This window comes from Achromobacter spanius (assembly GCF_029637605.1).
Classification (GTDB): Bacteria; Pseudomonadota; Gammaproteobacteria; order Burkholderiales; family Burkholderiaceae_B; genus Achromobacter; species Achromobacter spanius_E.
Window position 1 is genome coordinate 3,097,180 of the sequence record NZ_CP121261.1, and the last position, 21,900, is coordinate 3,119,079.

Here is a 21,900-nt window from a genome sequence, read left to right on the forward strand (position 1 = left end):
TTGTCCACAATATCGCGAGAAATTCATGGCTTTCGTTATATATTTCGCAACATAACGAGTTCATTAACATCAGAATTACTTAGCCACTGCCGCTACCCGCCATGGACGCCGTGCTGACCTCTCCTTCCGCCCATGCCGACATCTCCATGCCGGCCCAGCGGTTTGCCCGCGCGCTGTTGCACCACGCGCCGCCGGGCCACCCTGATGCGGGCTTCTTCGCCACGGTGATCGGCACCAGCCTGGCGCACCATGACCTGGCGCGCAGCGGCCTATGCCCCGAAGAACTGGCGGAGCTGCTGGACTATCTGTTCCCAGGCGCACTCGCTTCCCCGGATGCTAGGCTGGCCGATTTGGTCCAGCAATACACCGGCTATGCGGCGCGCGGCCGGGGCGACCCCCAGCCCGGCTTCACTCTACTGATGCGCGTGCTGCTTGAAGCCTACCGCGCCCCCGATACCACCACCACGCCCTGGGTCACCGGTGTGCTGGTGCACGCCTGCCTGCGCCCCGACCATCTGTGGCGCGACCTCGGCCTTGCCGGCCGTGAAGACGTGACCTTTCTGTTGGCGCGCCACTATCCCGGGCTGGTGATGCGCAACGCGCGCAACCTGCGCTGGAAACAATTCCTGGCCTACTCGGCCTGCGAACACGCGGGCTTGCCGCCGTCGGCAGCGCCCGGCTGCCCCCAGTGCGAAGACCACGACGTCTGCTACGCCAACGCGCCTGACTGAGTAGCGTGCCGCGCCGGGAATCCGATAGCACCCTGGGCACCGATCGCATCGTTAACATCGATCGCAGCCATAGCATCGTCAGAACCGATAGGTGGCGCCCAAGCCCAGCCCCAGGCTGCGCCCCGCGGCCGGCTCGTAATACCGGCCGTTGTTTTCGTTGACGATCACCGAACCCACGTATTGCTTGTCGAACAGGTTGTCCACACGCGCATAGGCGCTGAGTTCCCAGGCATCCACCTGCTTGATATAGCCCGCGCTCAAGGACGCCACGAAGTAGCCGGGCGCGTCCTGGTCGTTGGCGTCATTCACATAGATCTTGCTGAGCAAACGGCCTTCCAACGCGGCCTGCCAGCCTTCCGGCGGCGCCCAGGCCACGGAGGCAAACACCGATTGCCGCGCAATGCCCGGAATCTTGTTGCCCGCGCGGATGCCACCCGAGCCGTCGTCGGCGTAGCGCGCGTTCAACCAGGTATAGGCAAACTGCGTGCGCCAGTGCGGCGCCAGTTCACCCGCCCAGCCCAGCTCGAAGCCGTCGCGCCGCGTGCGGCCCGCATTTTGGTAGGTGGTGCGTCCACCCGAGCTGCCGGTCGACACGATCTCGTCATCCGTGCCCGTGTGGAACACGGCCGCGGTCAGCAGCCCGCCCGCCATGCGGGCCTTCACCCCTGCTTCCAGATTGGTGCTGAGCGACGGCGCCAAGCCAAAATTCAAGCCCGGCAAACCGCCTGGCCGGTACGAGATTTCGTTGAAGGTGGGGGTTTCAAAGCCGCGCCCGTAGGACGCATACAGGCTGACGTCGTCGCTGACGGCGTACCGCAGTGCCGCCACGGGAAGGGCTTTGCGGTAACGCGCCGTGCCGCTGTCATCGCCATTGCCGCTGGCGATGTAGTGGTCGTTGGAATCGAAGCTGACGGTGCTGTAGCGCAGGCCGGCGTCCAGGGTCCAACGCGGCGTCACTTGCCATGACGCCTGCAGGTAGGGGTCGGCGTTGTACACGGTGTTGGTTTCATCGCGGCGCAACGCGCCCTGCACGCCCACTTGCGGGTTGGCCACCGTGCCGGTGAAGTTCTGATAGCCCTTGCGGTCTTCCCGCATCGAGTCGTAGGCAATGCCGCCCACGAGCGTCAGCGGGCGCCCGGCGAATTCCAGTTCGGAAGTCCAGCGCACATCCGCGCCGCCGTATTCGCGCGACAGGTCAATGACACCGCCCGCCTGCGTGGGCGCCAATTGCACGGCGGGCGGAATCGACAGGTACTGGGTGGTGTCGCGCTGGCCGTAATACGCCATCACGCGCAGCGTGTTGCGGCTGTCCACCTGCCGTTCGTAGATCAGCCCCCCTTGCGTCTGGCGCACCGTCTTGCGGGTGTTGTATTGCTCGGCCAGGGGTGCTGCGCGCGGGTCGTCCTGATACTGCTGATAGGTCAGGCCCAGCGGGTCCTGCGCGGTCAGGTCCACGCTGTTGACCACGATCGTCAAGCGGCTGGCGTCGTCCAGTTGCAGGCCCAGCTTGGCGTTGGCCAGGTTCTTGCGGGCCGCGCTGTGGTCGCGATAGCCGTCGGTGGTGAAGCGCGTGGCGCCCACCACATAGTCCATGTCGCCTGGGCTGGGGCCCGCCCCTGACCCCGAGGCCGAGCCCGTGGCGCCGCTTGCGCGCGCGCCGTAGCGCCAGGTGCCGTAGCTGCCGCCCCAGCCGCTGACCGACACAGACGGCGGCGCCGCCCCATCCTCGGTAAACGCCTGGATCACGCCGCCCGACGAATTGCCGTACAGCGCCGAAAACGGCCCGCGCATGACTTCAACGCGGCCCAGCGTGGCGATGTCGATATTCGATGTCTGCCCTTGCCCGTCCGGCATCGTGGCCGGAATGCCGTCGACATACAAACGCACGCCGCGCACGCCGAAGGTGGATCGCGCACCAAACCCTCGGCTGGATATCTGCAGGTCTTGCGCGTAGTTCTGCCGGTTCTGGATCTGCAGGCCCGGCACGCCGGCCAAGCCTTCGGACAGGTTGATCTGGGGTTGGCCCTGGCGCATGCGCACGCCATCCACCACGTCCACCGACGCGGGCGTGTTCAGTACTGCGGTGCCCAGGCGCGTGCCCGTCACCACCACGGGCGCCAAGGTGGCGTCCGCCGGCTGCGCCACCGCGCTGTGGTTCAGTGCGGCGGCTAGTGTGGCGGCTAGTGCGGCGGCCAGCGCCGCAGAGGGCGCACCCGGTATCGTGCACCGAAAGCGCGGGCGCTCGACCCGGTTGGCGTCTCCACCCCCGTTTCCTTTTTGCCGCGCAATGCCGTGCCTGCTCACCGCCTCCGTCAAATCCGTCTCCCTGTTTAAATGCCTGACCGTCGCCCAGGCCATTGGGTTGCGTCATGGGAATAGGTTCTAATAGCCGCCATGGAACCCATGCAAGACATCGAACGCCGCCTGCAAGAGCTGGAAATCAAATCCAGCTTTGCGGATGATCTGTTGGAACAGCTCAACCAGATTATCGTCCGCCAGCAACAGCAGATAGACCGCCTTCAGCGCGAAGTGGCAGACCTGCGCCAGCAAGCGCCCGAAGGCGCCGCGCCCTTCCGCAGCCTGCGCGACGAACTGCCGCCGCACTATTGAAGCAGCATGATTGACGCTGCACGACGCGCGCCGCTAGTAGCGGTAGCGCAGTAGCCGCCCCATTCGCCGCAGCGGCGGCACGCGCCGCGCCAAACCGATTCCCATCCGCGCAAGCCAACTGAACCTGGCCCTTTGCGTGCGCAAGCTGTCGTCATCCAGCCATTGCTCGGTGCGCAGCAGCAAGCCGGGTGCCTGAGCTTCAAGATCTTGCGCATGGTTCAGGCTCCAGCGCATGGCGGCGCCCGTGGCGCGGAACATGCGGTTGCGCGAGGCCAACGCCAAGCCCAGCCGGCTATAGGCGTCGAACACCACTTCTCCTGTGGGAAATTGCGTGCTGACCACCCGCAGCAGTTGCAGCACCTCTTCTTCGCGCAGATAGAGAAACAGGCCTTCGGCCACCACCAATGTCGGCTTATCAGTAGGTATTTGCGCCAGCCAGCCCAAGTCCGCCAGCGACGTCCCAACCAGTTCGCAACCCGGCCGCGCGGGGTATAGCGCGCTGCGTAGCGCGATCACGTCGGGATAATCCACCTCAAACCAGGCCACCGCCGACGACGGATTCACCCGGAACACCCGGCTGTCCAGGCCGCAGCCCAGATGCAGCACCGTGGCCGCGGGGTGGGCCGCAAGAAACTCCCGCACCCAGACATCCAGCAGATAAGCCCGCATCGACAGCACGAGCATGGCATCGCGGCTCATGCGCAGCGCCGTGAAATCGTGATCGATACGCGCCACGGCATGGGCGGCCCAGCCGTCCTGCAACAACGATCCGGGCAGGCGGCTTTCTTGCGCCTTGGCGTACAGGGTGATCAGCAACGTGGCCTTTTCACCGCTAAGCCGCACCTTCTCCATGCAATCCCCCTATGAGGCTTGGACGCTATCGATTCCATAAATGGAAACTATGCGGAAAATCGAACGACATCCTTCCATTTATGGAAATATCTTTTACCGATATGCGGGTTTATCCCTATCTTCAATCGGCGCAGAATTCAGTCATCGGGAAACAGCAACGAACCACGACGGATAGGCCGCCGGATTCGCCCCCAAGGCTCTTGAAATCGGAGATTTACCATGAAGAAGACCCTCGCTACCGCTTTGATGTTGTCCATTGCCGCCCTGAGCGCCGGCGCCTACGCATCAGAAAACACCGAACCCAACAACGTGCCGTTCCAAGGCGTTTACGGCACGCCGTACCAAGGCCCCACCCGCGCCCAGGTACAGGCTGAACTGGCCACCGCCCAAGCCGCCGGCCTGGTGACCAACGTGGAACCCAACGACGTACCGTTCCAAGGCGTTTACGGTGCCCCGCAATCGAGCAAGACCCGCGCTGATGTTCAAGCTGAACTAGCGACCGCCAAGGCTGCCGGCCTGGTGTCCAACGTTGAACCGAACGACATGCCCTTCGCCGGCGTCTATCACAGCAACTGATCCGTCCGGCAACGCTTGGGCAGCGAACCCGCAACGCTCAGGCAACGAACGCACGACGATTACCCCCTCCCCTTGTTGTACCTTGGCCGCCTGCACTCAGGCGGCCTTTTTTCGCTGGCCCCCTGCGTGGCAAATGCAACGGGTTCGCGTACTATCGGCTCCAGTACAAGGTCAAAAATCTGACTCATCAGAAGGGAGCCCATCTTGAAATACACCCGCGTTCTCGCCGCGCTGCTGGTTGCAGGCGGCATGTCGGCAGCGGCGGTCGCCGCGCCGCCCGTGATGCTGAACAACTCGCTCATCACGCAGATTCCCAAAGGCGACCGGACTTCTTTCCATGATGCCGTTGCACAGGCCTTGAATAGTTCGGCCGATGGCCAGCGCACGGAATGGACCAGCAGCGCCCAAGCCAAGCGCGCCGCGCCGATCACGGTGCAACTGACGCCCACGCAAACCACCAAGGCCACGAACGACCGCGTCTGCCGTTTCCTGGTGGCGGACTTTGCGCGCACCAGCACCACCGAAACCTGGAAGTTCTGGTTCTGCAAGCAACCGGATGGCAGTTGGAAGGCCAGCAGCACGTAAAGCCGTCCAAACGACAATGCCCCCTCGGGGGCATTTTTCTTTGTGCCGGCACAATAGGTGCTAGGGCGCAGGCTGCACGCCGCACCATTGCGCGATGAACAGCGCGATGGTCTTGGTGATCAAGCGCAGCGATTCCAGATGCACGCGCTCGTCAAAGCCATGGATGTCCAGCGACTTGGGCCCATAGACCAGGGTCGGCATGTCGCCATAGATCACGAACACGCGCGCGTCCAGATAGCCCGGCGTCGTGAACGTTTGCAAATCGCTCTGGAACGCCTGGCGATGGCAATCGCGCAAGGTGTTTTCCGCGTCGGAACCTTCTTCCAGTACGTAGCCTTCGGCATAGAAGCCGGTGTACGTGACCTCGGGCGGCGTGCCGCCCAGGCGCGGGTCTGACACGGCATCGCGCAGGCAGGCGTCGATCTCGGCCCGTGCCTCGTCCGCGGTCGTGCCCGGATAGATGGCGGCGCGCACGTCGAATTCGCACCAGGGCGGCACGGTCGACGGCCAGTCACCGCCCGCGATCTTGCCAATGTTGAAGTTGATGGGGTGATCCAGGTGCTCAAAATGCCGGTGGCAGTGATGCTGCGCGTTCCACTTGCCCTCCAATTTTCGCAACGCTTCGATGGTCGCGTAGGCGGCGTCGATGGCGTTGAAACCGTTGGCCATTTCGCGCGTGTGCGTGGGATGCCCCTGCACGCGGACCTTGAACCACAGCACGCCGACGTTGGCGCGCACCAGCATGTTTTCCTCGGGTTCGGGAATCAGGACCGCGTCGGCCTTGTAGCCGCGCAACAGCGCGGCCAAGGCGCCATTGCCCGTGCATTCTTCTTCAACCACCGACTGGAAATAAATGGGCGCCGCGGGCGCATAGCCCGCCGCGCGCAGGGCGTCATAGGCGAACAGGTTGGCGGCCAGGCCGGCTTTCATGTCGGCGGCGCCACGCCCGTACATCCAGCCGTCGATGATTGCCGGATCCCAGGGCGAACGGCTCCACATTTCCCGCGGCCCCGTCGGCACCACGTCCACATGCCCGTTCAGGATGAGCGATCGCCCGGTTTGAAGCTCGGGCCGATAGGTGCCGACCACATTGAACGCGTTTTCATACGAGACGGTGACCGGCCCGAACCCCGGGTGGGCGCGGATGTCTTCCACGTCGATCTTCCAGCGGTCCATGGCAAAGCCGCGTTGGCGCATCGCTTCGTACAGGAAGTCCTGCGCCGTGTGCTCCTGCTCTCGTAGCGAGGGAAAACGCACCAGATCCTGCGTGAACACCAGTTGCGCATCGAAGTGATCGTCAACCGCCTGCAGAATACGGCGCGTCTGTTCCGCGGTCAGCGGCGCGGGGGCCATTGCGTTGTCCATGATGTGTCCTTGAGCAAGGGAAAAATGTCAGAGCCTGGGGCTTTATCGCCCGTTGCCAAGGGACGGTCAATTTCCGTTTTTTTAACATCGACTTAAGGAAAATTAATGTTGAAATAGACGGGCGACGACGGCGAAGATATCGCGTCCTCAAATTCCATCAATTCCTTATTGTTCAACGCACTATGATTGAAAAGGCCATGCCGACGACAACGGTTTCCCGCATGGGAGAGCGTCTGGACTGGAATCTTCTTCGTACTTTCCTGGTGATTGCAGAAGAGCGCAGCATTAGCAGCGCTGCTATCAAACTGCATCTGACCCAGTCGGCGGTCAGCCAGGCCTTGCGTCGCCTGGAAGCACAACTGGACCGCCGGCTGATCGAGCGGCATCACGCCAAGTTCGCCATCACCCCAGCCGGGGAAGAGGTGCGCCAGGCCGCGCAGGCCATACACGGAAGCGTGTCGCAACTGCTTAGCGACGTGGCGCAAGCCGAAGAGCAAACGGTGGGCCGCGTGCATCTGCTGGTGGCCAGCCGCATCCATTCGGCGGTGTACGACGATTTTTGGGCGCGCTTTCATCGCGCGCACCCGCGCATTGCCGTGCAGTTGGACGTGCTGCCCAGCAGCGAGATCGTGAACGCCTTGCAGCAGCGAGCCGCCACGGCGGGTATCGCACTATGCCGGCAGATGCCCAAACGCCTGGACCACAAGCTTTTCCTGCAACAACGCTATGCGCTTTTCTGCGGCAAGAACCACCCGCTGTTCGGGCGTGCCGACATCCGCATGGAAGACCTGCTACACGAGAACTTTGTGTCTTTCGCCAGTGACGCCTTGGGCGACAGCCTGTCGCCGCTGACGATCTTTCGCGACCAGCGCGGGTTTTCGGGAAGCATCGTCGCAACGTCTTCGCAGCACGACGAGGTCAAGCGCTTGCTGGTGGCGGGCTTTGGCATCGGCTGCCTGCCGGAACATAGTGTCCAGGCAGACCTTGCCGAAGGCCGATTGTGGCGGCTGCCGCCCGGCGAAGGCGTGTGCGCGGCAGACCTGCACCTGCTTTGGCACAGTGATGCGCACCGCAGCCCCGCCGAGGACCTGTTCATTGCCGCATTGCGCGACCACATCGACAGCTATTCACTGCCGCAACGGCTATTGGCCCATCTGCCCTAGCCGGCTTCCACGCGGTTCGCGTCCAGCACGGTCATGGCCGTCATGTTGATGATGCGGCGCACCGTGGAACTGGAGGTCAGGATGTGCACCGGCGCATTCGCGCCCAGCAGGATCGGGCCGACCGCCACGTTGCCGCCCGCCGCCGTCTTGAGCAGGTTGTAGGCGATGTTGCCCGCGTCCACATTCGGGCACACCAGCAGGTTGGCTTCGCCCTTCAAGGTCGACGACGGCAGGATGCGCATGCGCAGCGCTTCGTCCAGCGCGCAATCGCCGTGCATTTCGCCATCCACTTCCAGTTCGGGCGCGGCTTCGCGCACCAGCTCCAGCGCCTGGCGCATCTTGGCGCCGGACGCCGAGCTGCCGGAACCAAAGTTCGAACGCGACAGCAGCGCCACCTTCGGCGCCAGGTTCATGCGGGCCATTTCCTGCGCCGCCATCACCGTGAATTCCGCGATCTGTTCGGCCGTGGGCTCATCGTTGACATGCGTGTCCACCAGCACCACCGTGCGCTCGTTGAGCAGCAGGATGTTCATGGCGGCGTACACGTTGGCGTCGGGACGGCGGCCAATCACTTCATCCACAAAACGCAGGTGGTCGTGATACGCGCCGACCGTGCCGCACACCATGCCGTCGGCGTCGCCCAGGTGCACCATCATCGCGCCGATCAAGGTCAGGCGGCGGCGCATTTCCACGCGCGCCATTTCCTTGGTGATGCCGCGGCGGCACATCAGTTCCCAGTACGTGGTCCAGTACTGATGGAAGCGTTCGTCGTATTCCGGGTTGGTGACCTCAACGTCTTCACCCAAACGCAGACGCAAGCCGAATTTCTCGATGCGTGACAGCAGCACGGCGGGGCGGCCCACCAGGATGGGGCGCGCCAGGCCTTCGTCCACCACCACCTGCACCGCGCGCAGCACGCGCTCGTCTTCGCCCTCGGTGAAGACGATGCGCGCCTTGCCGCCGCCGCGCACGATGCGCTTGGCGGCCGAGAACAGGGGCTTCATGAACGCGCCGGAGTGGTACACGAACTGCTGCAATTGTTCTTCGTAGGCTTCCAGGTCAGCCAAGGGGCGCGTGGCCACGCCGCCGTCCATCGCGGCCTTGGCCACCGCCGGCGCAATGCGCACGATCAGGCGCGGGTCAAACGGCTTGGGAATCAGGTATTCGGGGCCGAACGAGATGTCGTAGGTGCCATAGGCAGCGGCCACGACTTCGTTCTGTTCTTCTTCGGCCAGTTTGGCAATGGCGTGCACCGCCGCCATTTCCATTTCACGCGTGATGGTGGTGGCGCCCACGTCCAGCGCACCCCGGAAGATGTACGGGAAGCACAGGACGTTGTTGACCTGGTTCGGGTAATCGGACCGCCCCGTGGCCATGACCACGTCGTCGCGCACGCCATGCGCCACTTCCGGCAGGATTTCCGGCGTGGGGTTGGCCAGCGCCAGGATCAGCGGACGCGGCCCCATCGTGGCAACCATTTCCGGCTTCAGCACGCCACCGGCCGACAGGCCCAGGAACACGTCGGCGTCCTGGATCACTTCCGCCAGCTTGCGGGCATCGGTCTTTTGCGCAAAGCGCGCCTTGTCCGGGTCCATCAATTCGGTGCGGCCTTCGTAGACCACGCCTTCGATGTCGGTCACCCAGATGTTTTCCAGGGGCAGGCCCAGGTCCACCATCAGGTCCAGGCAGGCCAGGGCGGCAGCGCCGGCGCCAGACGTCACCACCTTGACCGTCTTGATGTCCTTGCCCACGACCTTCAGGCCGTTGATGAAGGCGGCCGACACGGTGATGGCCGTGCCGTGCTGGTCGTCGTGGAAGACCGGGATCTTCATGCGTTCACGCAGCTTGCGTTCCACGGTGAAGCATTCCGGCGCCTTGATGTCTTCCAGGTTGATGCCGCCGAAGGTGGCTTCCAGACCCGCAATGATCTCGACCAGCTTGTCGGGGTCGGTTTCATTGATTTCGATGTCGAACACATCCAGGCCGGCGAACTTCTTGAACAGCACCGCCTTGCCTTCCATGACCGGCTTGGAGGCCAGCGCGCCGATATTGCCCAGGCCCAGTACGGCCGTGCCATTGGTGATCACACCCACCAGGTTGCCGCGCGCCGTGTAGCGGTAGACATTGGAGGGGTCGGCCACGATTTCCTCGCAGGCTGCCGCCACACCCGGCGAATAGGCCAGCGCCAGGTCGCGCTGGTTGACGAGCGGCTTGGACGCCACCACTGAAATCTTCCCCGGGGTGGGAAACTCGTGATAGTCCAGTGCTGCCTGGCGGTCGGAGGGCGAGTTCATGTGGCGGTAGCCTCGTTTTGACTTGTATGGGTGACGGGAATGCTGGCGGATAGGCCGGGCTTCAATATGGGAAAAATTCTAGGCGGCCAGGCATAAGGTGATGATTCGGATTTAATATCGTCCCATTACCTTTACCTTATGACTTGTCTATGACGGCCTTTGACCCGGATGCCGTTATCCGGAAACTGACCTCGCGGCTGAAGATGCGCCACCTGATGCTGCTGCTGCAAATCGAGCAGCATGGGTCGCTGACCCGGGTGGCCGAGCACATGGCCACCAGCCAGCCCGCCGTGACGAACGCCTTGGCCGAACTGGAGAGCATGTTCGACGTGCCGCTGTTCGATCGCTCGGTCCGGGGCATGACCCCTACCCCCTTGGGCGCGGTGGTGCTGGCCCGCGCGCGCGGGCTGGTCCACGACCTGGGCCACTTGGTGCAGGAAATGGAGGCCGTGGCGGCCGGCCATGCGGCCCACCTGCATATCGGCGTCATCCCGTTCGTGTCGGGCCAGATGCTGTCGGCCGCCATCAGCCGGACCTTGCCGCAGGGGCGGCGCATCACCGCCACCATCCACGAAGGCCAGGGCCCGGCCCTGCTGCGCCAATTGCGCGACCATACGCTGGATATCGTGGTCGGCTGGGCCACGCCGTCGGTCGACCTGAGCAATATTGAGTTTGAAGTGCTCTACCACCAGCAGCCGCGCCTGATCGCCAGCCGGCGCCTGGCGGCGCGGTTGGGGCGGTCGCGGCTGGAATGGAACCGGCTGGCGGACCTGGACTGGATCCTGGGCACGCCGGGCAGCCCCATCCGCGAGCAGGTGGCCGACATTTTCCTGCGCGCCGGACTGGCGCCGCCCCCGCCGTCGGTGCAAAGCGATTCGTCCAAGCTGATCGGCGAAATGATCGTCGCCAGCGACCGCGCGGTGTCGATCCTGCCGGCCGACATCGCCGACGAGCTGGTGCGGATTGCCGGCGCGGCCATCGTGCCCTATTCGTTTGACTGGACCTTGCCGCCGATCTCGCTGTTTACCCGCGCCGACGGCCTGCGGCGCAACGTGGACGCGCTCTTTGCGTCCGCCCTGCGCGAGGTGTATACCAAGGGAGCCCGGCCTGCTGCCTGAACGGCTGTCCCTTTTTTCAGCCGAACCTTTTTTGGCCAATCTTCTTTGGTCGACCTTCTTCGCCACCTTCTTCGCCTTAGCTTTTCTGCCCACGCTTATGCCCTCTGGCCAATTCCTGATGCATCGCAGCGCGCTTGCCGGCGTGCAGGCCGTGGCCGCGCGCAGCCGCCACGCCTTTGCGCGGCACACGCATGACCAGTTCGGCATTGGCGTGATGCGCCAGGGCGCGCAGGTGTCGCACAGCGGACGCGGCCAGGTTCGCGCGGGGCCGGGCCACGTCATCACCGTCAACCCGGGCGAGGTCCACGACGGCGCACCCATTGGCGACACCCCGCGCGCCTGGCAGATGCTGTATCTGGACCCGGACGTGGTGGCGCAGGCGGCAAGCGATCTGGACGCGGACGGCCACGCGGGCGCCACCTACGAATTTGAACACCCCGCGCAAAGCCAGCCCGCCTTGGCGCGCGACGTATTGGCGTTGTACGGACACGCCATCAGCGGCGGCACCCCGCTCGCCTGCGACGCGCTGTTGCTGCGGATCCTGGCCCAGGCGCGCGGCGACGGCACGCGGTGGCTGGTGCTTGAGACCGGCCTGAGCGTGCCCGCATCAATTCGCCACGCACGCAGCCTGATCGACGACGCCCCCGCCGCCACATTGTCGCTGGCGGACCTGGCTGCCGCCAGCGGGCTCAGCCGGTATCAGGCGCTGCGCGCCTTTGCCCGCGCCACGGGCCTCACGCCGCATGCGTATCAAATACAGCGGCGCCTGCTGCTGGCGCGCCAGTTGATCCGACGCGGCATGGCACTGGCCGACGCCGCCGCCACCAGCGGCTTTGCCGACCAAAGCCATATGACGCGGCTGTTCGTTCGAGCCTACGGCGTATCGCCTGGCCACTACGCCATCGCGGCCCGCTCGACCTGAGAGCGAGTGCGAACCCGAGTCCGAACCCGAACCTGACTCCGAGCCCCATCCCGCATTCACCCGCCGCAATTTCGTTCAAGACCGGCCGCGCCCGTCCGTCCTACGCTGCGTGCTTTCCACGCATGGCACGGCAATGGACACGAACAAACGCATGTGGGGTTATGGCTTTCTGGCAGCGGCCATGGCGCTGGTGGGCAGCACGGTCATCGCCAGCAAGATCATCGGGGCGGGCATGCCGCCATTCACGGCCACCGCGCTGCGGTTCGCCATTGCGCTGCCCTGCCTGGCCCTGCTGATGGCGGCCACCGGGGCGCGATTACCCCGCCTGCAAAAGCGCGATTGGCTGCTGCTGGCGGCACAGGCCATTGCCGGCAGCGTGGGCTATACGACCCTGTTGATCGCCGGCCTGCAACGCGCCTCGGCGGTGGATGGCGGCATCATCCTGGGCACCTTGCCGCTGGTGTCCGCCGCCATCGCCGTGCTGGTGCTGGGCGAACGCCCCGGCAAGGCCACGCTGGGCGCCATAGCCATGGCGGCATTCGGCGTCTGGCTCATGGCTCGCAGTGGGGCAAACGCGGATCGGGCCGCATCGTGGACCGGCAATGCGCTGATTCTGGGCGCAGTGGTGTGCGAAGGGCTGTTCATCCTGCTCAACAAACGCTTGCGCGTGCCCGTGCCGCCGCTGGCGCTATCGACGGTGATGGCGGGATTCGGCCTGGCCTTTTCCGCGCTGGCCAGCGTGGCCGAATCGCCTTGGACGTTGAACGTGTCGGCCGACGCCGTGCTGGCGGTGGGTTATTACGCGCTGGTACCCACGGTGGGAGGCTTCCTGCTCTGGTACGCGGGTGCTGCGCGCGTGCGCGGTTCGGAAGCGGCGCTATTCACCGCGCTGGCGCCGGTGTGCGCGGTGCTGCTGGCCGCCAGCGTGCTGGGTGAATCGGTCACGCTTGCCCAAGCAGCAGGCATGGGATGCGTGCTGGGCGGCGTGTTGATGCAGGGCCTGGCCACGCGCTCCGGCCGCGAGCCGTCGGCCACCAAGCACTAAGCACTGAACACTACCCACGGCTAAACGCCAGCGCGAACTCGTCGGAAAAAATATCGGCCAGCGCATGCCGCAACGCGGCGGCGCGTTCAGCGCCATAGGCCGCTTCGAAACGACGCTGCGCATCTTTCCACAGGCGTTTGGACTCGGCAAGTTTGGCGCGGCCAGCCTCGGTCAGCGCCACGCGGCGGCTGCGGCCATCGCGCTCGTCGCGCGACATTGCCACATAACCGTCTCGTTCCAGCGGCTTCAGATTGTGCGCCAGCGCCGAGCGATCCAGGACCAGCGCGCGCGCCAGGTCGGTCATGGACGGCGAGCCCGCGCGGGCGATGTGGATCAGGATGGAATGCTGCGACACCTTCAAGCCGCAGGGCGCAAGCACCGTGTCATACAACTGCGACACGCGCCGGGTCGCCTTGCGCAAGGCGGCGCCATTGCAGACCAGCGGGTCCGTGATGGTGGCAAGGGCAGAGGGTTCAACGTCGGACATGGGGGCAGGAATAGAACAACAACAAGGACAAGGACAAGGACAAGGACAAAGGCGAAGGCAAACCGAATCAGGCTGGTCAATACCCTACTTCCGGGGCGGGCTGTCGTCCAGCCCATTCTTGACAGATACTGGCATATGCACGTAAATTTTATCGCACTCCATTCCGGCCTACGCTCATGCCTGCCAGCCCCCCATCACCCTCCCCCACGGCAAGCTCCGCCAACGCGCGCCTGCAAGCCATGCTTGAAGCGCCAATCGCCCCCACGCTGGCCCGGCTGGCCTGGCCCAATATATTGATGATGACGGCGCAGTCCGCCACCAGCCTGATCGAAACCTGGTTCCTGGCGCGGCTGGGCACCTCGGTGCTGGCTGGCGTGGCGCTGGTGGTGCCGGTGCTGTTCCTGATGGGCAACATGTCGCAAGGCGCAATGGGAGGCGGCATTTCCGCGGCGGTGGCGCGCGCGCTGGGCGGCGGGCGCCGGCAGGAGGCCGACCAACTGGTGCTGCACGCCGTGGTGCTCAACGCGATTCTGGGCATGCTCTTCTGTGTGCTGATGCTGGCCTTCGGGCCGCAGTTGTATCGCGCGCTGGGCGCGCAAGGCGAAGCGCTGGACGCCGCGCTGACGTATTCCAACGTGATCTTCGGCGGCATCGTCCTGATGTGGCTGATGAACGCTTTTGCCAGCGTCATCCGGGGCACGGGCAACATGCTGGTACCGGGCGCGGTGATCTGCGGCGGGGCCTTGCTGCTGGTTCCCTTGTCGCCCTGCCTGATCTTCGGTTGGGGTCCGTTTCCCGCGCTGGGCGTGGCGGGCGGCGGCTGGGCACTGGTCATCTACTACGGCGTGGGCGCGCTGATCCTGGGCCTCTACTGCGCCAGCGGCCGCAACCCCGCGCGGCTGGTCATCAGCCGGCTGCACTGGACATTGATGCGCAGCATTCTTAGCGTAGGCGCATTGGCCACCCTGAACCCGCTGCTGACCAATGCCGTGGTGGCGCTAACGGCGGCCTTGGTCGGCGCCTATGCCGGCACGGCCGCGGTGGCCGGCTACGGCATTGCCGTGCGCCTGGAATATCTGCTGATGCCCATTGCCTTCGGGCTGGGCGCACCCATGGTCGCCATGGTGGCCTCCAACATCGGCGCGGGGCGGCCCGAGCGCGCCATGCGTATCGCGTTGACCGGTGGCGCCATGGCCTTCGTGCTGGCAGAAACCATCGGACTGACGGCGGCGATTTTTCCAGAGGCCTGGCTGCGGCTGTTCGGCGCCGAAGACCACATGCTGCAAGCCGGCGCCGACTACCTGCGCACCGTCGGCCCTGTGTACGGGTTCTTTGCGTTGGGGTTTTCGATGTACTTCGCCTCGCAAGGCGCGGGGCGTTTGAAGTGGCCGCTGGTGGCCGGCGGCCTGCGCCTGGCGACGGCGGTGGGCGCGGGCGCCATCGCGCTGCACCTGACCGGGTCGCTGACGGTGTTCTTCCTGGTGGCGGCCGTGGCGATGTGCCTGTACGGCTTGATCATCCTGGCCGCGGTCGCTTCCGGCTCGTGGTTCGCGCCGGGCCATCTGCAAAAGGCCCGCCCCTTGGCGCGTTCGTAGGCGGCGCATCGCGCAGCGCGTACGCCACCAGTTCGGCGGCGTATGCCGGCAGTGCGTCACGCACGCACAGCACCAGGTCGCGCGCGGCCCAGGCGTCGGCCAAAGTCACTCGCTGCACGCCCGCCGCACGCCCCAGGCGCACGGCGGCCACGCGCGGCACGATCGCGATGCCCACGCCCTGCCCCACCATCCGGCACACGGCATCGAAGCCGCGCAAACGCACGCGGTACGACAACACCTTGCCGCTTCTCCGCGCATGGTGCGCAATATGGTCTTGCAAGGCGCTGCCTTCGACCAGCCCCACAAAATCCTCGTCCGCCACCTCGCTCAGCATGACGGACGAACGCTGCGCCAGCGCATGGCCGCGCGGCACGATCACGGTCAGCGGATCATGGCGGAAGGTCTGGGTGTGCAGCCCATGCAGGTCCGCCGAGTCCGCCAGCACGCCGATATCGCAGGTGCCCGCGCGCAAGGCATCGGCGATTTCCAGGCTGGGCTTTTCTTCCAGGTCCACTGACACGCGGGGATGGTCGCGCAGAAAATCGCCCAGCACGGGCGGCAGGTATTCGCTTAAGGCAGTGGTGTTGCACAGCACGCGCACGTGCCCTTTCAGGCCGTGGCCAAAATGATCGAGTTCGCCGCGCATGCGGTCGATCTGCGCCAGCACGACGCGCGCATGGTGCGCCAGCGTCTGGCCGGCCGGGGTGGGTTCCACGCCGCGATGCGCGCGCAGCAACAGCGGCACGCCCAGGTCGCCCTCCATGCCCCGGATGCGCTCGCTGGCCGACGCCAGCGTCATATGGCTGCGCTTGGCGCCCGCTGTGATGGAGCCCGATTCCTGCACGTTGAGGAAAAGACGAAGGTCGGTCAGGTCGAATCGCATGCGGCCAGCGTAGCACGCGAGCCTATGGCTCAGCCATAGGATGGCTATGCAAGATCCCGATACTGACGGCGGCGCATTGCGGCGCAGAATTCGTCTGTCGATGACTTGAATAGCCTTATAAAATGACGATTTCCATTCCAAGCCGATATCCGGCCGGCAAGCACGCCTGCCCTGCTGACCACCGCGCATTCGTCGCCAGCATCAGGCAAGACCATAGCCCTACCCGCCACATGGCGGCGACATGACGACGATGGATCTCCTGCCCGGCGGCACCCCGGCAATACTGGCCGCCGTCGTGTCCGTGTTCGTCCTGGCCGGTGTGGTCAAGGGCGTGGTGGGCTTGGGGCTGCCCACCATTTCCATGGCATTGCTGGCCTTGGTGATGGCGCCCGCGCAAGCCGCCGCCTTGCTGATCGTGCCGTCCTTGATCACCAACCTGTGGCAGGCGCGCCCCTGGCCCATGTTGGCGCCTACGCTGCGGCGCATCGGCACCATGCAGGTCGGCGTGTGCGTGGGAACGCTGGCCGGTGCGATGTGGCTGGGCGCGCCCAGCGGGCGTTGGTCCAGTGTCTGCCTGGGGCTGGCGCTGATTGCCTATGCCGCGTGGGGCCTGTTTGGATCGCCGCCCAGCGTGCCGCGCCGGCACGAGCGTGTGCTGGGCGCGCTGGTGGGCACGATCACCGGCGTGATCACGGCGGCCACCGGGGTGTTCGTGATCCCCGCCGTGCCCTACCTGCAAGCCTTGAACCTGGGCAAGGACGGATTGATCCAGGCCATGGGCATTTCATTCACGGTGTCGACCTTGGCGCTGGCGGCGGGCCTGTGGGTCAACGGCGGCTACAGCCCGGGCGCGGCCAGCGCATCCCTGCTGATGCTGCTGCCCGCGCTGGCCGGCATGGCGCTGGGGCAATGGCTGCGGGGCAAGCTGTCTGCCCGCACATTCAAGCTGTTTTTCATGATCAGCCTGGCCTTGCTGGGCGCGTGGCAGGTGGCCCAGGGCTGGACGGGCTAAGCCGCGATCAGCGCGCGGTTTGACTGCCCACCGCGCCCAATGCGCCCCGCCCGTCATGCCGCCAGGCGCCGCTCATCCACGAAGCCAATGGACACCGACATGTCGCGCCAGCGCGCCAGTTCCTGCTGCACCGATTGGATCTTGCCGCGCGCCTGGTCAAACGCATCGCGCCCCAGAAACAGATGCAGCGGCGCGTACTGCGCCTCTGCCGCCTGAATCAGCGCCTGCGCCGCCTTGGCCGCATCGCCGCCGTCATGCGCCTGGACTGCGCGCGCGGCCCGTTCGGGAGAGCCGCCGCCATCACGCGGCGATACCGCCCGCATGGCGCCCGGATAGACCAGCGACACGCGCACGCCCCACGGCGCGGCTTGCGCCGCCAACGCCTCGGTCATGCCGCACACCGCGAACTTGGCGGCACTGTAAGCGCCCCACTCGGCATGCCTGCCATCAAAGCCCAGGATCGACGAGACATTGATGACATGCCCGCTGCCCTGCGACCGCATGCGCGGCAGCACCGCGCGGATCATGTTGAGCGCGCCGAAGACATTGATATCAAACGCGGCGCGCACGTCGGCGTCGGACAACTCATCCAGCGAGCCCGGGCATGCCGCGCGCGCGTTGTTCACCAGCACATCCACACGGCCGAAGGCGGCCATGGTGGCGGCCACCGCGCGGCGCACGCTGCGCTCATCGGCCACGTCCACCGTCAACGGCAGAAACTGGCCTTCCAGCTTCGCGCCCACCGCGTCCAGCAATGCATCGCCATCCCGCGACGTCGCCGCCACCTTGTGTCCCAGGTCCAGCAGCATCCGCACCAATGCCAGGCCCAGGCCCGTCGATGCGCCCGTCACCAACCAGATTTTTTCGGATTTCATGCGATTCCCTTCCCTTGCTTGTCGTGCTTGCGGCCTCCGGCAAGATGCCTGGCGGCCGGCTCGGGACCATGCATTCCGTGACGAAAGCATCGACCCCAAGCCTGGAAGGGATATTAAGAATCGAGCGTGGGCGCGTACAGTCTCGTTCTTGCTGGAAACCTGCCTATTCCTACGTTGATGCGGCGCCGGGGTCGGCGCGAAACTCAGCGCGAAAACCGCCGCCGTTGCCCGGTCTGCCGAACCGCCGCCACCAAACCCTGCACCGCGGATTCTTCTGAACGCAGGTAGGCGTAGAAGCGCGCCGCCGGCAAATCAGGCATGCCGTCCTCGCGCGACAAGGCGCGCAGGCCCTCGCGCAACTGGCTGCGCGCCACTGGCGCCACGGCAAAGCCCGCCTGTGCCGCGGCCAGGCAGCCCGCCATGCTGCCGCTTTCAAACGCCGGCAGCCACGGCTTGCCGGCCTGCGAGAGGACCGTGATGGCCGCCGCGCGGTACACGCACGGATCCGGAAACACCGCCAAGGGCACGGACGCATCAGGATCCCACGGTTGGTCATCGCCCCAGGCCCACACCAAATCCTCTTCCCACAGCAGTTCGCCCTCGTCTTGCACGCGCGCACATTGCTTGCCGAAGACCACGTCCAGCTTGCCGCGCGCCTGCTGGCGCAGCAGGTCGGCGGTGATGCCCACCTTCAGCTCGATCGACGCATCCGGGTGCGCCCGATGAAAGGCTTGCAGCACGTGCGCCAGCCATGCGCCCGCGAAGTCCTCGGACGAACCGATCCGCAAGCGCCCCTTCAAACGCGCGCCGCTCAAGCGGGCGCGGGCCTCGCGTTCCAGGTCGACGATGTTGCGGGCGTAGGCGTACAGCGTCTGACCGGGGGGCGTCAGTTCGAAGCTGCGCGTGGTGCGCGCAAGCAGCGTGGCGCCGGCCAGCATTTCAAGCCGCTTGATGTGGCCGCTGACCGCCGACGGCGTCAACGCCAGCGCATCGGCGGCCAGCGCAAAGCCGCCGCAGTCGACCACTTCGATAAAGGTGCGCAACAAGGTCAGGTCCAGCACTGCGCCTGCCGTGTCGTTGAGGGTGTCCATCGCTATCGCCTGTTAATTCACGAAGTGTTGATAATAGACCTTCATTCATCACCAATCATGACAACTCGACCGGGTATCGTGACCGCATCATCGCAACCCAAGGAGCCACCGCCATGTCCGCCTACGCCCAGGTCCAAACCCCCTTGCTGGATATCGCCTACCTGGAATGGAACCCCGCCGGGTCGCGCACCGCCGTGCTGGTACATGGCTGGCCGGACAGTCCGGAATGCTGGAATCCTGTCGCGACACGCTTGGCCGCGGAAGGCTACCGCGTGCTGTGCCCCGCGCTGCGTGGCTTTGGACCGACGCGCTTTCGGCACGCCGCCACGCCACGCAGTGGCGAGCTAGCCGCGCTGGGGCGCGATCTGCTGGACTTCATCGACGCGCTGGCCTTGGACCGCCCCACGCTGGTCGGCCACGATTGGGGCGCGCGCGCCGCCGCCAACGCCTGCGGCCTGCGGCCCGGCGTGGCGACGCAACTGATACTGCTGTCGGTGGGCTACGGCACCAACGACCCGAACCAGGTACTGCCGCTTACGCAGGCGCGCAACTATTGGTACCACTGGTACATGGCCACGCCCCGGGGCGCGGCCACCGTGCGCGACGACCGCCAGGCCTTTGCCCGCATGATGTGGGACACCTGGTCGCCCGGCGTCTGGTACACGCAGGCCGATTTCGAGGAAGCGGCGCGCGCGTTCGACAACCCCGACTGGGCCGACATCGTGCTGCATTCCTACCGGCAACGCTGGGGGCACGCCGAGGGCGAGCCGGCCTACGCAGCCGACACAGCCCAACTCACGCCCGCGCCCGTCTTGACGGTACCCACCCTGGTGCTGCACGGTGGCGCCGACGCCTGCAACCACCCCGCCACGTCCGAGGGCAAGGAACACTTTTTCAGCGGCGCTTATGAACGCCAAGTCCTGGACGGCGTAGGCCATTTCCCGCAGCGGGAAGCCCCGCAGGCCGTGGCGGATGCCATCCTGCGGTTCTGCGCGACACCCGGGAATGCCACCCCGCCGGGCAGCCCGCCACGGAATGGCGGATAATCCGTCTGTTTCCCGCCGCGCAACGCGGCGGATTTTTGTGGGCGCGTAGCGCGCCCGACAGCATTCGGAGTCAACTATGCATCGCGGCATTCAGGCGATTGAACAATTCATGGAATCCATCGGCCTGACCTGGCGCCCCGGCTCGACCGAAAGCGCCGAGCTGCGCGTCAGCTACCGCATTGGCAACACCCGTCCGCTGGGCATCGACCGCACCCTGGTCGAATTCCACTGCGATGCCAAGCGCCCCAAGGTCTGGGTGCCCGAGTTCTCGCGCACCAGCTTTCACCAGTGGTTTGAAGTGCCGTTCCAGGAATTCGAGTTCACCCCCGGCGGCTCGATGCTGAAAATCAAGGCCCCCGCACGCGGCAACGCCCCCCCGTACAGCGTGGGGATCAAGCCACTGGCTTGATGGAGAAAAGCCCCGCCCTGCGGTGCGCCGCAGGGCAAACGGGCCAGATTTGACTCGATCGGGCCCAGGTTCAAACCCGCTTGTACATGATCGTCGTCGCATCCACCTTGCCCGGGTCGTGCGGGTCGCGGCTGAAGCCGGGGATTTGTCCTATCGCGATATAGCCGGCCGACGTATACAAGGGTTCGGCGCTATCACCTGTGCGGGTGTCCAGGGTGATCAGGCTGCGGCCCAGCGTCACGGCTTGCGTTTCGGCTTCGTTAAGCAAGCGGCGGGCGATGCCTCGGCGGCGGAAGTCGGGGTGGACCAGCAGCTTGCGGATCTCGGCCCGATGCGGTTGATTGGGTGGCGTATCGCAGTCCAGTTGCACGGCGCCGGCCAGCCGGCCGCCCTCGCGCGCGATCCACAACGACAAACCGCCTTGCGCCACCGCGGGCAGTACTTTGACCCGCCAGAAGGCATTGGCGTCGTCCATTGAAAACGGCAGGACGAAGTTGACGCTGGCGCCGTTCTGCACGCAGGCGTGCAGCAGGCCGGCCAGGTCAGCCAGGCAGGCCTCTGCGCCGTCGGCCGTCAGCAGGGACACTTCAAGGCGGTTGTGGTCTTGGGGCATGGTGGGCTCAGACGATGAACAGCAGATAGCGGGCGCCGCGTTGCGGCGGGGTAGCGAACAGGCTGGCGCCGAACAGTTGGTAGCGCAGGCAATCGCCTGGCGCCAAGGTGTACGACTGCCCATCAACGGTGATGCTCAATTCGCCTTCCAGCATCAGCAGATGATGTTCCAGGCCGGGCCGGGGTGATTGGTCGTAGGCAATGCGGGAGCCGGGCGCCAGCTCGCATGCCAGGACTTCGCCGGCCAGCTGCTGCGCGGGCGGGGATACCGAACGGCGGCGAAAGCCCGCGCTGTCGTCGACCCACACGGCTTGCGCGTGTTCGGGCACCAGCGGCGCGAAGTCGTCTTCCACCATCATCATCAGGCGCGACATGGTCAGGCCGTGCGCGGCGCACAGCTTGCCGAGCACGGCGGCGGTGGGGCTGACATCGGCATTTTCCAGGCGCGACAAGGTGGCGCGGCTGACGCCCGCCAAGCCGGCAAGCTCGTCCAGCGACCAGCCGCGTTCTTGCCGCAGCGCCTTCAGCCGCTGGGCGATGCGACGGTCCAGATCAGTATCGACGGGCATGTTTTCCATATATGGGAATTTATCTCACATACGAAAACCCAGCAAGATCGGATCTTAAAT

The 21,900-nt window shown here is 65.5% G+C and carries 22 protein-coding genes; 12 read left to right on the forward strand and 10 right to left on the reverse strand.

All coding sequences use genetic code 11. The annotated features are described in order from the left end of the window. Nucleotides 1–101: 101 nt before the first annotated feature. The gene (locus P8T11_RS13820; RefSeq protein WP_268081414.1) at nucleotides 102–731 is read left to right on the forward strand and encodes a nitrogen fixation protein NifQ; all 630 of its coding nucleotides are present in this window, start codon (nucleotides 102–104) and stop codon (nucleotides 729–731) included. A 78-nt stretch (nucleotides 732–809) separates the two neighbouring features. Here P8T11_RS13820 and P8T11_RS13825 read toward each other — a convergent pair whose 3' ends face one another. After that, entirely contained in the window at nucleotides 810–2,891 is a 2,082-nt protein-coding gene (locus P8T11_RS13825; RefSeq protein ID WP_418910331.1) for a TonB-dependent receptor domain-containing protein, read from the reverse strand. A 234-nt stretch (nucleotides 2,892–3,125) separates the two neighbouring features. Here P8T11_RS13825 and P8T11_RS13830 point away from each other — a divergent pair, with 234 nt between their 5' ends. Continuing rightward, the gene (locus P8T11_RS13830) at nucleotides 3,126–3,341 is read left to right on the forward strand and encodes a SlyX family protein (RefSeq protein ID WP_046805159.1); all 216 of its coding nucleotides are present in this window, start codon (nucleotides 3,126–3,128) and stop codon (nucleotides 3,339–3,341) included. Between the two features lie 33 nt (nucleotides 3,342–3,374). On the opposite strand, the gene P8T11_RS13835 is transcribed toward P8T11_RS13830, so the two are convergent. After that, the gene (locus P8T11_RS13835; RefSeq protein ID WP_268081412.1) at nucleotides 3,375–4,193 is read right to left on the reverse strand and encodes a class I SAM-dependent methyltransferase; all 819 of its coding nucleotides are present in this window, start codon (nucleotides 4,191–4,193) and stop codon (nucleotides 3,375–3,377) included. Nucleotides 4,194–4,412: 219 nt separating this feature from the next. On the opposite strand from P8T11_RS13835, the gene P8T11_RS13840 reads away from it, so the two are divergent. Together P8T11_RS13840 and P8T11_RS13845 are read left to right on the forward strand one after the other, a co-directional pair. Beyond that, nucleotides 4,413–4,769, forward strand: a complete 357-nt coding sequence (locus tag P8T11_RS13840) for a DUF4148 domain-containing protein (protein ID WP_268081411.1) — start codon at nucleotides 4,413–4,415, stop codon at nucleotides 4,767–4,769. Between the two features lie 204 nt (nucleotides 4,770–4,973). Continuing rightward, the gene (locus tag P8T11_RS13845; RefSeq protein WP_268081410.1) at nucleotides 4,974–5,354 is read left to right on the forward strand and encodes a hypothetical protein; all 381 of its coding nucleotides are present in this window, start codon (nucleotides 4,974–4,976) and stop codon (nucleotides 5,352–5,354) included. Between the two features lie 60 nt (nucleotides 5,355–5,414). Here P8T11_RS13845 and P8T11_RS13850 read toward each other — a convergent pair whose 3' ends face one another. Then, entirely contained in the window at nucleotides 5,415–6,719 is a 1,305-nt protein-coding gene (locus P8T11_RS13850) for an ArgE/DapE family deacylase (RefSeq protein WP_268081409.1), read from the reverse strand. Between the two features lie 197 nt (nucleotides 6,720–6,916). Here P8T11_RS13850 and P8T11_RS13855 point away from each other — a divergent pair, with 197 nt between their 5' ends. Next, nucleotides 6,917–7,882, forward strand: a complete 966-nt coding sequence (locus P8T11_RS13855; RefSeq protein WP_268081408.1) for a LysR family transcriptional regulator — start codon at nucleotides 6,917–6,919, stop codon at nucleotides 7,880–7,882. Here the strand turns inward: P8T11_RS13855 and P8T11_RS13860 are convergent. After that, entirely contained in the window at nucleotides 7,879–10,176 is a 2,298-nt protein-coding gene (locus P8T11_RS13860) for an NADP-dependent malic enzyme (protein WP_268081407.1), read from the reverse strand. The genes P8T11_RS13855 and P8T11_RS13860 overlap by 4 nt on opposite strands. Before the next feature lie 149 nt (nucleotides 10,177–10,325). Between P8T11_RS13860 and P8T11_RS13865 the strand changes: the two genes are divergently transcribed. The 3 genes from P8T11_RS13865 to P8T11_RS13875 all read left to right on the forward strand — a co-directional run bounded on the left by P8T11_RS13865 (nucleotide 10,326) and on the right by P8T11_RS13875 (nucleotide 13,261). Continuing rightward, the gene (locus P8T11_RS13865) at nucleotides 10,326–11,294 is read left to right on the forward strand and encodes a LysR substrate-binding domain-containing protein (RefSeq protein ID WP_268081406.1); all 969 of its coding nucleotides are present in this window, start codon (nucleotides 10,326–10,328) and stop codon (nucleotides 11,292–11,294) included. 97 nt (nucleotides 11,295–11,391) lie between these two features. Further along, nucleotides 11,392–12,216, forward strand: coding sequence for an AraC family transcriptional regulator (locus tag P8T11_RS13870; protein ID WP_268081405.1), 825 nt, complete (start codon nucleotides 11,392–11,394; stop codon nucleotides 12,214–12,216). A 133-nt stretch (nucleotides 12,217–12,349) separates the two neighbouring features. Further along, nucleotides 12,350–13,261 (forward strand): DMT family transporter, encoded by a 912-nt coding sequence (locus tag P8T11_RS13875; protein ID WP_268081404.1) that lies wholly within the window; start codon nucleotides 12,350–12,352, stop codon nucleotides 13,259–13,261. 10 nt (nucleotides 13,262–13,271) lie between these two features. Here the strand turns inward: P8T11_RS13875 and P8T11_RS13880 are convergent, their stop codons facing one another. Next, the gene (locus P8T11_RS13880) at nucleotides 13,272–13,748 is read right to left on the reverse strand and encodes a MarR family winged helix-turn-helix transcriptional regulator (RefSeq protein WP_268081403.1); all 477 of its coding nucleotides are present in this window, start codon (nucleotides 13,746–13,748) and stop codon (nucleotides 13,272–13,274) included. A gap of 239 nt (nucleotides 13,749–13,987) precedes the next feature. On the opposite strand from P8T11_RS13880, the gene P8T11_RS13885 reads away from it, so the two are divergent. Then, nucleotides 13,988–15,343 (forward strand): MATE family efflux transporter, encoded by a 1,356-nt coding sequence (locus P8T11_RS13885; protein ID WP_268082362.1) that lies wholly within the window; start codon nucleotides 13,988–13,990, stop codon nucleotides 15,341–15,343. Here the strand turns inward: P8T11_RS13885 and P8T11_RS13890 are convergent. Next, complete coding sequence (locus tag P8T11_RS13890; protein WP_268081402.1) at nucleotides 15,264–16,226, reverse strand: LysR substrate-binding domain-containing protein; 963 nt, start codon at nucleotides 16,224–16,226, stop codon at nucleotides 15,264–15,266. The two genes, P8T11_RS13885 and P8T11_RS13890, sit on opposite strands and share 80 nt — an antisense overlap. Nucleotides 16,227–16,467: 241 nt before the next feature. Between P8T11_RS13890 and P8T11_RS13895 the strand changes: the two genes are divergently transcribed. Further along, a complete protein-coding gene (locus tag P8T11_RS13895; RefSeq protein ID WP_268081401.1) occupies nucleotides 16,468–17,238 on the forward strand; it encodes a sulfite exporter TauE/SafE family protein in 771 nt (256 codons plus the stop codon). A gap of 53 nt (nucleotides 17,239–17,291) precedes the next feature. Here the strand turns inward: P8T11_RS13895 and P8T11_RS13900 are convergent, their stop codons facing one another. Both P8T11_RS13900 and P8T11_RS13905 read right to left on the reverse strand, forming a co-directional pair. Further along, entirely contained in the window at nucleotides 17,292–18,113 is an 822-nt protein-coding gene (locus tag P8T11_RS13900; protein ID WP_268081400.1) for an SDR family oxidoreductase, read from the reverse strand. Nucleotides 18,114–18,316: 203 nt separating this feature from the next. Further along, complete coding sequence (locus P8T11_RS13905) at nucleotides 18,317–19,204, reverse strand: LysR family transcriptional regulator (RefSeq protein ID WP_268081399.1); 888 nt, start codon at nucleotides 19,202–19,204, stop codon at nucleotides 18,317–18,319. A 113-nt stretch (nucleotides 19,205–19,317) separates the two neighbouring features. Here P8T11_RS13905 and P8T11_RS13910 point away from each other — a divergent pair, with 113 nt between their 5' ends. Both P8T11_RS13910 and P8T11_RS13915 read left to right on the forward strand, forming a co-directional pair. Then, nucleotides 19,318–20,250, forward strand: coding sequence for an alpha/beta fold hydrolase (locus tag P8T11_RS13910; protein WP_268081398.1), 933 nt, complete (start codon nucleotides 19,318–19,320; stop codon nucleotides 20,248–20,250). Nucleotides 20,251–20,326: 76 nt separating this feature from the next. Beyond that, the gene (locus P8T11_RS13915) at nucleotides 20,327–20,659 is read left to right on the forward strand and encodes a hypothetical protein (RefSeq protein WP_006221349.1); all 333 of its coding nucleotides are present in this window, start codon (nucleotides 20,327–20,329) and stop codon (nucleotides 20,657–20,659) included. 70 nt (nucleotides 20,660–20,729) lie between these two features. Here the strand turns inward: P8T11_RS13915 and P8T11_RS13920 are convergent, their stop codons facing one another. Continuing rightward, complete coding sequence (locus tag P8T11_RS13920; protein ID WP_268081397.1) at nucleotides 20,730–21,272, reverse strand: GNAT family N-acetyltransferase; 543 nt, start codon at nucleotides 21,270–21,272, stop codon at nucleotides 20,730–20,732. Nucleotides 21,273–21,279: 7 nt separating this feature from the next. Continuing rightward, the gene (locus P8T11_RS13925; RefSeq protein WP_268081396.1) at nucleotides 21,280–21,849 is read right to left on the reverse strand and encodes a helix-turn-helix domain-containing protein; all 570 of its coding nucleotides are present in this window, start codon (nucleotides 21,847–21,849) and stop codon (nucleotides 21,280–21,282) included. Nucleotides 21,850–21,900 lie beyond the last annotated feature (51 nt).